The organism is Lactobacillus sp. (assembly GCF_051873315.1).
In the GTDB taxonomy this organism is placed as follows: Bacteria; Bacillota; Bacilli; order Lactobacillales; family Lactobacillaceae; genus Lactobacillus.
The window spans coordinates 1-10,458 of sequence record NZ_JBJEES010000051.1 but is presented as its reverse complement, the minus strand read 5'-3'; the positions used below and the strand labels follow the sequence as shown (position 1 = coordinate 10,458).

Genomic DNA, 10,458 nt, shown 5'->3' with positions numbered 1-10,458 from the left:
CGCAGTATGCTTCAAGTCTTGTCTGTCACTCATTTCATAAAGAGCATATGCGTGCATTGCGTTAACGTACTGTTTTGGTGCAAAGAAGAACATAAAGTACTCACTGATAGCAATGATAATAACTGCTAGTACTCTATTCCCCGTTATTTGGCCGTTAGACGCATAGAAAGCAATTGCGAAGTACATCCACAACAACACTCCATAAAACGCCCATACAGTCCCAGAGCCGCCCATACGAAGGCTGTCTGAGTTCTTAGAACTACCCTTCTGATAAAGAAATACACCTGCTGCAATACCAATTACACAAGCCCATACCAAAAACTTGTATGCGCCAGCAAACATGCCGATTACAAAGTGTCCATTAAACAAGTTGGTTGCATCTGCATGACTATCTTTAAGTACTTGGTTTAAATAGCTGCCCTTACTGCTACTAGATTGGCTCATCGAGTTAGCTGCATCTAGCAAGAAGTAGCTAAACGTATTTTTTAGCACTAGTCCGCCCTACTTTCTTTTTATTTTTTCTTGGTTGTTTTACTTTACCTTGTTTTTGATGCTTACTGGGATTTGCTCTTTTTTGCCCTACTAGTGTAGTGTCATACTGGCATTTAAAACATGTGCAATGAAAACTATAGCTGCTGATATAGAGACGCAAGCCTAGTATCCGTATCATCATTATTAAGATTTCTTCATGACAATACACTAGTGTAATGTCATACTGACATTTAAAACATGCGCAATCAGAACTATAACTGCTGAGATAGAGACGCATGCGTAGTATCCTTGCCAATATTATTAAGATATCATCATGACATTACACTGCATTAAGATGCACATAAAGAAAAAAGTGTTGAGTAATTACTTCATGGTAAGAGTAATCATTCAACACTTTTTTATCATGTTCTGATTAATTTTCGCTCTCGTTCAGGTCCTGGTTGAGCTCGCTGCTTAGTTTGTCAATCTTGGCCTGCAGGCGGGCGATTTCCTCGTCAGCTTCCTGCTTGAAGCGGTCGACGTCGGTATTGAGGTCGCTGACCATCTGCTCAGCTGCTGGCAGTTCACTGGCTAAGCGGCTGCTGGCTTCCTGGGCCCGGGAGAGGCCGTCTTGCAGCTCCTTGTGGCCTTCCTTGAAGTCTTCCGCGTCTTCTTTGAGATAGTCTCTGGTGCTCTTGCCGTTTTCATCTGGCAAAAAGGCAAAGACTGTCCCTGCTGCTGCCCCGAGCAAGAAGCCCAGGCCAAAGTGCTTGAAATTCCGCATTTTTCTACCCCCTCAGTTAAAACTGGGCCTTGATCCGGTCGCAGACTTCCTGGTACTTCTTTTCGTCGTACTGGTCGGCATTGTTTCTGGTGAAGAACTTGATGCCGTCGCCTTCCCAGCGGGGGATGAAGTGGATATGTGAGTGCATGACCACTTGCCCGGCAATTTCACCGTTGTTGCTGGTGATGTTCATGGCCTGGATCCGCGGATCAGAGGCCTTGATGGCCTTGGCGATTTCCGGCACGTATTGCAAAAAGCGGCTGGCGTCTTCAGCGCTGTAGTCAAAGAAGTTGGTCAAGTGCTTCTTTGGCACCATCAATACGTGGCCTTCGTTGACCTGGGAAATGTCCAAAAAGGCCTTTACGTCGTCATTTTCAAAAACGGTGTAGCTGGGAATTTCGCCGCGGATGATCTTACAGAATAAACAGTCGTCAATTAATTCAGCCTTAGTCATTGTGTTACCTCTGATCAATTTTAATGAGTTATTTTTTCAGTTTCTCTATGTCTCCATGCTATCATAAGAGGCAGATAAAAACATGAAGAAAGATAGGGAAAATATGACTCTAGAAATATCGCATTTGACCGGGGGCTACAGCGGCATCCCGGTAATCAAAGACGTCAATTTGACCATCGCTTCTGGTGAAGCGATCGGCCTAATTGGCTTGAACGGGGCCGGCAAGTCCACCACCATCAAGCACCTGCTGGGGCTTCTGCGCCCGCAAGCCGGCAAAATCACTTTAAATGGGATCAACTTGGCTGAAAAGCCAGCTGAATTCAAAAAGCTGGTGGCCTACATCCCAGAAACGCCAGTCATCTACCCGGAACTGACCTTGAAAGAGCACCTGGAACTGACCATCCTGGCCTACCAGCTGGATCCGGGCAAGGCCTGGGATAAAGCTAAAGAACTCTTGACCATGTTCCGCCTGGAAGATAAATTGGACTGGCTGCCGGTCCACTTTTCAAAAGGGATGCAGCAAAAAGTCATGATCGTGGCCGCCTTTTTGACTGACGCCCAGCTTTTAGTGATCGATGAGCCATTTACCGGCCTTGACCCCTTGGCCGTAGCCAACTTCATCGGCCTCATTAAAGAAGCACAAGAAGCTGGCAAGGAAATTCTGATGACCACCCACGTGTTAGCCGATGCCCAGCAGGCCATCAAGACCTACGCGATCTTAAACCAGGGCACGATCGAGTTCACCGGCAGCCTGGATGAGATCAGGAACCACTATGGCTTAAAGGCCAGCGACTCCTTTGACAAGCTCTACCAGCTCTTGTACCAGGAGCAGAAAAATGCGTGAGTTAGCTAAAAAGAGGCTGCAAAGTAACTTCCAGCAGTCAGCCAAGTATTTGGCCCTGGTTTTCAATGATTTCTTTGTCCTGGCTCTGATCTTCATCTTTGGAGCAGTCATGTTCTGGTATGCCCAGGTGATGAAGGTCCTGCCGGTCAAGGCCTGGTACTATCCCCTGGTATTATCCGCCTTGCTTTGGTTGGCCTACTTGCCGGGCAAACTGGTGACCCTTTTAGAGGCCGCTGACCGGCAATTTTTGCTGGCTACTGACGACCGGCTGGGCGAATATCTGGCTCCCATGCGCCGTTACAGCTTAGTCCTGCCGGCCCTGCTTTTGGCACTAGCTGGCGGGATCATGTATCCCTTCGCCAGTTTAAAAATGGGTCTCAGCAATCTGAATTACTTTAGCTTGATCTTGGCCCTCTTTTTCACCAAGGCCTTTGAGCAGGGGGCAGTCAGCCGCAGCCTGACTTTTGACCATAAGGTCAAGCAGGTATCTTGGCTGATTAGGCTAGTCCTTTTAGCCTTGCTTTTGGCGAATTTGTATTTCCTGCCAAATGCCCTGTACCTGCTTTTTGCTGCTGCTATTATTTCCGTCTTGGCCTTGCGGGCCTGGAAAAATTCCGCCTTTGACTGGCAGTACGCCATTGACTATGAAGCAAGACGGAAAGAGGCGGTTTACGCCGGCTTCGCCATGTTTACCGACGTCAAGGAAAGACAGGTCAACATCAAGCGGCGCAAGTACCTGGACTTTTTACTGCCGCCTTTTGGCAAGGAAAGCCCAAACAGCTTCTTGTACCGGCGGAGTCTTTTGCGGGACCCGGAATACTTGAACCTTTTAGCCCGGATGACGGCCTTTGCCCTTTTATTGACAGTCATGATCCAGGATCCGGTCTGGTCACTGCTTCTGTCCTCCCTGGTCATGTACCTGACCGTCTGGCAGCTTTTGCCTTTAGGGCAAAAATATGACCAGAACATCATGTACCGGGTCTACCCGATTGCCCAGAAAGACCGGGGGCAGGAACTCAGCCGGGTCTTAGCCTGGGCCTTGCTATTGCAGACGGGGCTGATTATAATTTTCTGGCTGGCCATTATGCCGGGCCAATTTGCCTGGAGCCTTTTGCTTTTAGTCTGGTGCGGCCTTTTGGCAAAAATCTACCTGCCGTACAAGACCCAGCAGCTGGCGAAAAAATCTCGCTATAAGAACAAGAAGCGGAGAAAATAGGGCAGAAGAGAAAAAAGTTAAAGCAAACGGTAAAATAAGAAATAGATAAAACAAAAGATTAGAAAGAACAGAGAGAAAGACATGCGTTTAAAGAACAAGCCTTGGGCAAATGAACTGGTAGAAGAGCACCCGGAAAGCGCCTTGGACCGGCCGGATCCAGCGGAAAAGATCGACTGGGCAGCCCGCTTTGGGAGCGATAAGCCAATCGAAATCGAAGTCGGCTCAGGCAAGGGGCAGTTTATTACCACTTTGGCCAAGCAGCACCCTGACCGCAACTTCGTGGCCATGGAAATCCAGAAGACGGCAGCCGGCATCATCTTGAAAAAGAAGCTGGATGAAGGTTTAGACAACCTGCAGATCCTCTGCGCCGACGCGGCCAACCTGGTGGCCTACTTCGGGGAAAATTCCACCAGCAAGATCTACCTCAACTTCAGCGATCCCTGGCCAAAGAGCCGGCATGAAAAGCGCCGCTTGACCTACAAGGACTTTTTGGCCAAGTACCAGGCAGTCTTGACAAGTGACGGGGTGATTGAATTCAAGACCGACAACTCCGGCCTTTTTGCCTACAGCGTCAAGAGCATGAACAATTACGGGATGCACTTTGACTTCGTGTCAGTTGACCTCCACCACGAAAAAGAAGAAATCGTGGAAAAGAACGTGGAAACTGAATACGAGCACAAGTTTGCCAGCAAGGGGCAGCCGATCTACTGCCTGCACGCGGGCTTTCTGGCCAAGTAGAAAATTTCCCTTTTCCGGGAAAATCGGGTAAAATAGCTAGTAAACGATTCTCTTATTAAAAGTAAGCAGGAGGAAAACATGGAAGAATATAAAGTAGTTGACCAAGCAAAGCTGGCTGACTTAGTCAAGAGCGGGCGGACCGTTGTCGAATTCTCCGCCGGCTGGTGTCCGGACTGCCGCTTTTTGGACCCGGCCATGCCGTCAATCGAAGCTGACTTCGCCGACAGCAAGTTCATCAAGATTGACCGCGATGGTTCTATCGACTTGTGCAAGGAAATGAACATTATGGGAATTCCTTCATTTGTTGTCTACCAAGATGGCCAAGAAATTGGTAGACTAGTTAATGGAGACCGCAAGACCAAGCAGGAAGTAGAAGCATTTTTGCGGTCGCTTGACTAGATAAGAGGGGACTTGAGATCAAATGATCACTAGTATTAACAAAGTAAGCTATCCCAACACTTTGATCGTCATCTTGGCGCAAGGCGATGGCGAAAGCAATTTCGAAGAAAAGGCCGACGTGACCCGGGTTACGGACGGCAAGGGCGAATTGACCGGCTTCAACTTCTTTAACGTTGACCAGGTACTGGACTACGACAAGCTGCCAAACGGCGAAGTCAAGCTGGATGAAGACCAAGTGGCTGCTTTAAACGAAAAGCTGGCCAGCGTTGGCTTTTCCGACAAGCTGACTGTTTCAAAGCCAACTCTGGTTTACGGCTACGTTAAGGAATGCGCTGCTCACCCGGATTCTGACCACTTGCACGTAACTCAGATCGATGTTGGCGACGGTCAAGACCACCAAATCGTCTGCGGTGCGCCAAACATCGCTCAAGGGCAAAAGGTTGTGGTGGCCTTGCCAGGCACTTTGATGCCAACTGGGGCCCAGATTTGGCCAGGCGCCTTGCGCGGGGTTGAATCAGACGGGATGATCTGCTCAGCCAGAGAACTGGGCTTGGCCCACGCTCCGCAAAGGCGGGGGATCATGGTTGTCCCAGACAGCTTCAAGATCGGTGACGAATTCGAACCGACCAAGTGTGACGAACTGCTGGCCAGCGGCGTCATCACCCTGTAATTGTTAAAAAACGACAAAAAAACAAAGAGCTTTGGGCTGATTATGGCCCGGAGCTCTTTTTTCTTAGCCTAATAATGATAAAATAAGGGTCGAACGTTTGAAACAAATGGAGCGAAAAAATGTTAGACAAGACTAAACAAATTTGGTTTATTGGGATCAAGGGGACCGGGATGGCTTCCTTGGCCTTGATTTTGCACGACCTGGGCTACAAGGTTGCCGGCAGCGACATCGACAAGTACACCTTCACCCAGGATCCGCTGGAAGCCGCTGGGATTGAAGTTGCTTCTTTCTCTAAGGACAACATCAAGGAAAGCGGCCAGGTGATCGTCAAGGGCAACGCCTTCAAGAGCGACAACATCGAAGTTGCCGCCTGCGAGGAAAAGGGCGTTAAGTGGCAAAGCTACCCGGACACGGTTGAAGAAATCGTTCAGCAGTACACCAGCATCGGCGTAGCTGGCTCACACGGCAAGACTTCAACCACCGGCCTTTTGGCAACGGTTTTGGGTGAAGCCGCTCCGACTTCCTTTTTGATCGGTGACGGGATGGGCAAGGGGGTCAAGGACTCCCGCTTCTTCGTCTACGAAGCTGACGAATACCGGCGGCACTTTTTGGCATATCACCCAGACTACCAGATCATGACCAATGTCGACTTTGACCACCCGGACTACTTCAAGGACAGAGATGACTATGCCTCAGCCTTCCAGACGGCGGCTGACCAGACCAAGAAGGGGCTTTTTGTCTGGGGCGATGACGAACGCCTGCAGAAGATCCAGCCAAAGACGGCCAAGAAGTACACTTACGGCTTGAAGGACAGTGACGACTTCCAGGCCTTTGACGTGGTCAAGACCACTGAAGGGGCCAAGTTCCATGTCCGGGCTCACGGGAAAGACTTGGGCGAATTCACCATCCACCTTTTCGGCGATCACAATGTGATGAACGCTACTGCCGTTATCGCTATTGCTTTTACTGAAGGCATCGACCTTGATGTAGTCAGAAAGGGCCTGGTCAAGTACACCGGGGCCAAGCGCCGCTTCAGCGAAAAGGACTTCGGTGACACGGTGGTTATCGATGACTACGCCCACCACCCAACTGAACTGCGGGCTACGATTCAAGCTGCCCGGCAGAAGTTCCCGGACCGGAAGCTGGTTACCATCTTCCAGCCGCACACTTACTCCAGAACCAAGGAATTCGAAGAAGAATACGTGGAAATTCTGAAGGGGGTCGACAAGGCCTTCTTGACGCCAATCTATGGATCAGCCAGAGAAAAGGCTGGCGACATCAAGAGTGAAGACATCACCAGCCAGATTCCAGGTGCTGAAGTCATCGACTTTGACAACTTGAAGGATCTTTTGGCCTACAAGGGCGACTGCATCGTCTTCATGGGTGCCGGCGACATTCCTAAATACGAAGTAGCATTTGAAGAAATGCTGGAAAAGTAATTGAGCAAGCAGTCCTTTAGGGGGCTGCTTTTTTGAAGGAGACAGCGATGACTGAAACGATTTTGCTGGTAGAAGATGAGCCGGGTCTGGCCCAGAGCTTGCAAAAAGAATTCCAGTTTGAAGGCTACCAAGTCCTCTTGGCCGGGGACGGGGAGCAGGCAGTCGCGGAGTTTGAAAAATTCCAGGCTGAGATCAACCTGGTCATTTTGGACTGGATGCTGCCGAAATTGGATGGCCTGGGCGTCTTGCGCCGGATCCGCCGGATCAGCGAGGTCCCGGTGATCATGCTGACGGCCCGGGACTACGCCGGCGACAAGGTGTCTGGTTTAAAGAGCGGGGCAGATGACTACGTGACTAAGCCATTTGACATTGAAGAGCTCCTGGCCCGGATGGAGGCAGTCTTGCGCCGGAGCCAGTCGGGCGGCCAGGAAGAATATTCTTTAAAGGGCCTCACCCTCAACTTGAAGAGCCGGGAAGTCATCAGAGAGGGGCAGATCATCCAGCTGACCCAGCGGGAATTTCTTTTGCTAAGCGAGTTCATGCGGCAAGCTGGCCAGGTTTTAACCAGAGACGAGCTCTTGGACGCGGTCTGGGGGGCAGACTTTGCAGGCCAGCCCAACACGGTCGATGTCTATGTCCGCCTGCTTAGGAAGAAGATTGACCAGAATTTTTCAGAAAAACTCCTCCACACCGTCCGGGGCGTGGGTTATATGTTGAAGTGATCATATGAAAAACAGTAATTCAGCCATCCTGCTCAGAAACCTTCTGGCTTTGACGACCATCTTGACCTTTCTTTTTGGCCTCTTGACCATGCTGGCTGTGGTTCAGCAGGAACTGGCTAACAGCAGCGCCAATACCAGGACCATCGTTCGCCGCTTGAAGGGGGCGGTGATCGACGACGACCAGGACTGGAGAAACTGGCAGGTCAACAATGGCTTGAGCAGCAGCCAGACTTATGTGCACGTGGAAAACCGCCGGTCTGATGCCAAGCGGAAAAATTACTATTCAGCCAATGCCAAGCCGCTGACTAAGACTCTTCAGCCCCTGCCGGTTTTTAGCGGGATCTATTATAAGGGGGATGCTCTCTACGCCTATGCTTCTGGTCACGCCCGGGGAATTTACTACCAGGTCTGGGTGGATTTGCACCAGCAAAAGCAGGTGGTGAAGAATGTCCTTTTAGCGATCCTGCTTGTCTGGGTCATTGTTTTGGCCATCAGCGTCTTGTTCGCGGTCTTTTTGTCTGACAAACTTACCCAGCCCTTGCTGGTCTTGAACCTGGCTGCCAAGCGGGCGGCTGATTCTGGCCGGGGGCAGTTGCCAGTGCCAGATAAGCCAACGGAAATCACTGAGCTGGCCGTCAGCTTCAATGAGCTCTTGGACCAGCTTTATGACCAAAATGAGCAGGAAAAGAACTTCGTCAACAACGCGGCCCATGAATTGCGGACCCCGATCGCGGCCATCCGCAGCAACGCCCAGCTGATCAAAAGGCGGGGAGGCGAGCACCCGGAGGTGATCCCAGAAGCCGTGGCCTTTATTGATGACGAATCCAAACATATGCAGAAGATGGTCGATGAACTCTTGATTTTGGCCCGGACTGACCACCGGCAGCTGGAGAAAAAGACCTTCAACTTAAAAGAAACCCTGCAGTCTGCTTTAAAAAGCGCGCAGTTGGCCCAGCCGGTCCAGCTGGACTGCCCGGATGAGCTTGTTTTGACCAGTGACCGGGACTGCCTGCTTGAAATTGTCTTGAACCTGTTGACCAATGCCGGCAAGTATTCGCCAGCTTCCAGCCTGGTTCTGGTTAATGCTGAAGAAAAAGAGGGCAGGGTGACGATCAGCGTGGCCGACCAAGGGCCGGGGATCAGCGCCAAGGACAAGGAGCACGTCTTTGACTACTTCTACAGAAGTGACGAGGTCCGGGGGCAGATCCAAGGAACGGGCCTGGGCTTGGCTATTGCCCGGAAGATGGCCGCCTTGCTGGGCGGGACTTTGGCCTTGGCCGACAACCAGCCGCATGGGAGCATCTTCAGTTTGACGATCAAGAAATAAAAAAATCCCGATTTTTTCGGGGGGGTAAAAAAGCCTGACGGCCTGCCAGAAATGGCGCCGTTAGGCCTTTTTATTTCTTTTCTGAAAAAACGTCAGAATTGCTTCATGAAAAGTCTGTATAAGGCAGGAAGGGATTTGTCTAAGATTAAAGCATGCTAAACAAATGGAGGTAAAAAATATGACTGCTTTAATCAACAACATGCTCGCCCAGACTGGGATGTGGAGCTACTTCATCGTTGCCGGCCTGCTGTTTATCGAAACCGGTCTGGTAATCATGCCTTTCCTGCCAGGTGACTCCCTGCTTTTCTTGTCGGGTGCCTTCCTGGCCAGCCAGTTTGCCAACCCGCTTCCGGCCCTTGCTCTGTTCATCGCCGCCGTAATTGCTGGTGACTGGGTCAACTTCTCCAGCGGCCGCCTTTTTGGGCAAAGCTGGCTGAAATCAGACTTCTTCAAGCGCTTCGTGAAGGAAAAGCACCTGCAGGAAAGCCACGACTTCTTCGCTAAGTACGGCCCTAGCGCCGTGACTATTGGGAGATTCGTGCCGATCATCCGGACTTTGATTCCTTTTACTGCCGGGATCAGCCAGATGAAGCGGGAAGTCTTTCTCATGTTCAACATCATCGGGGGCTTTTGCTGGGTACTCTGCATGACCTTAGCCGGCTACTGGCTGGGCAGCGTCAGCTTTGTCCGTCAGCACTTCTCCATCATCATGCTGGCCATTATCGTAATTTCTTTCCTGCCAGTTGTCTGGACTTTTGCCAAAAAGCAGCTGGCAAGTCAAAGCAGAAAAAAATAAAGCAATGATCAACAAGCAAATGGAAAAATGGCTGAAGGAGCTGGCTATCGTCTTAATCGTTGCTGCTTTGGCAGCTTACCTGGTTAGCGCCCAAGTCAGGGCGGGCCAGCTGATCATCGGCTCTGACAGCATCTTTCACTTCAACCGGATTTATGAGGCTAGCCAGCAGATAAAAACGGGCAACTATTCCTGGTTCATGTCTGTCTACGGCTTTCACCAAAGTGGCCGGATTGTCAACGCCTTTTACGGCCCCCTCTTCGCCTACCTGCTGGGCTTGATCTTGCTAGCGGCAGGCAGCTGGTACAGATTCCAGCTCTTGACCAGCTTTTTGGTCTACTTCTTTGCCTGCCTGGGCATGTACCGGGCAGGCCGGCGGGTAGGGGGCAACCGCCTGGCCGCCCTGTGGAGCGGGGCCGTCTACCTGACTGTGGGCTGGCTGGCCCGCTGGGAGATGGGGAGCAATTTTTCCGCCATAACGGCGCTATTAGCGCCCTGGCTCATGATTGCCATCATTGACCTATTGGATTTAAAGCAAGAATTCCCGGTCAAGCGGCTGGTGATCCTGCTCTTTATCAGTTTAGAGAGCCATATGCTGACG

Annotated in this window: 12 protein-coding genes and 1 pseudogene; 10 read left to right on the top strand and 3 right to left on the bottom strand. The window is 50.8% G+C overall.

Annotated features, from left to right (window positions below):
• The 3 genes from ACI32D_RS02825 to ACI32D_RS02815 all read right to left on the bottom strand — a co-directional run.
• Positions 1 to 492, bottom strand: a 492-nt coding sequence (locus ACI32D_RS02825) for a hypothetical protein (protein ID WP_439775135.1), incomplete at its 3' end; no start/stop codon positions are given.
• 412 nt (positions 493 to 904) lie between these two features.
• Positions 905 to 1,255, bottom strand: coding sequence for a YtxH domain-containing protein (locus ACI32D_RS02820; protein ID WP_439775134.1), 351 nt, complete (start codon positions 1,253 to 1,255; stop codon positions 905 to 907).
• 16 nt (positions 1,256 to 1,271) lie between these two features.
• On the bottom strand, positions 1,272 to 1,709 hold the full coding sequence (locus ACI32D_RS02815) for an HIT family protein (protein ID WP_300616976.1): 438 nt from the start codon (positions 1,707 to 1,709) through the stop codon (positions 1,272 to 1,274).
• A 103-nt stretch (positions 1,710 to 1,812) separates the two neighbouring features.
• Between ACI32D_RS02815 and ACI32D_RS02810 the strand changes: the two genes are divergently transcribed.
• From ACI32D_RS02810 to ACI32D_RS02765, 10 genes and pseudogenes are all read left to right on the top strand, one after another.
• Complete coding sequence (locus ACI32D_RS02810) at positions 1,813 to 2,553, top strand: ABC transporter ATP-binding protein (RefSeq protein ID WP_439775133.1); 741 nt, start codon at positions 1,813 to 1,815, stop codon at positions 2,551 to 2,553.
• Complete coding sequence (locus tag ACI32D_RS02805; RefSeq protein ID WP_439775132.1) at positions 2,546 to 3,769, top strand: ABC transporter permease; 1,224 nt, start codon at positions 2,546 to 2,548, stop codon at positions 3,767 to 3,769. Before ACI32D_RS02810 ends, ACI32D_RS02805 begins: the two co-directional genes overlap by 8 nt.
• Positions 3,770 to 3,850: 81 nt before the next feature.
• Positions 3,851 to 4,507 carry a tRNA (guanosine(46)-N7)-methyltransferase TrmB gene (trmB, locus tag ACI32D_RS02800; protein WP_439775131.1) on the top strand — a complete coding sequence of 219 codons (657 nt, stop codon included), beginning with the start codon at positions 3,851 to 3,853 and terminating at the stop codon, positions 4,505 to 4,507.
• A 78-nt stretch (positions 4,508 to 4,585) separates the two neighbouring features.
• The gene (locus ACI32D_RS02795; protein WP_439775130.1) at positions 4,586 to 4,906 is read left to right on the top strand and encodes a thioredoxin family protein; all 321 of its coding nucleotides are present in this window, start codon (positions 4,586 to 4,588) and stop codon (positions 4,904 to 4,906) included.
• Positions 4,907 to 4,928: 22 nt separating this feature from the next.
• Positions 4,929 to 5,576 (top strand): YtpR family tRNA-binding protein, encoded by a 648-nt coding sequence (gene ytpR / locus ACI32D_RS02790; protein ID WP_439775129.1) that lies wholly within the window; start codon positions 4,929 to 4,931, stop codon positions 5,574 to 5,576.
• 119 nt (positions 5,577 to 5,695) lie between these two features.
• The gene (gene murC / locus ACI32D_RS02785) at positions 5,696 to 7,015 is read left to right on the top strand and encodes a UDP-N-acetylmuramate--L-alanine ligase (protein ID WP_439775128.1); all 1,320 of its coding nucleotides are present in this window, start codon (positions 5,696 to 5,698) and stop codon (positions 7,013 to 7,015) included.
• A 47-nt stretch (positions 7,016 to 7,062) separates the two neighbouring features.
• A complete protein-coding gene (locus ACI32D_RS02780) occupies positions 7,063 to 7,737 on the top strand; it encodes a response regulator transcription factor (protein WP_439775127.1) in 675 nt (224 codons plus the stop codon).
• Positions 7,738 to 7,741: 4 nt separating this feature from the next.
• Positions 7,742 to 9,064, top strand: a complete 1,323-nt coding sequence (locus ACI32D_RS02775) for a HAMP domain-containing sensor histidine kinase (RefSeq protein WP_439775126.1) — start codon at positions 7,742 to 7,744, stop codon at positions 9,062 to 9,064.
• 178 nt (positions 9,065 to 9,242) lie between these two features.
• Positions 9,243 to 9,860, top strand: a complete 618-nt coding sequence (locus ACI32D_RS02770; RefSeq protein ID WP_439775125.1) for a VTT domain-containing protein — start codon at positions 9,243 to 9,245, stop codon at positions 9,858 to 9,860.
• A gap of 4 nt (positions 9,861 to 9,864) precedes the next feature.
• Positions 9,865 to 10,458, top strand: a pseudogene (locus ACI32D_RS02765) (hypothetical protein); the annotation flags it as partial.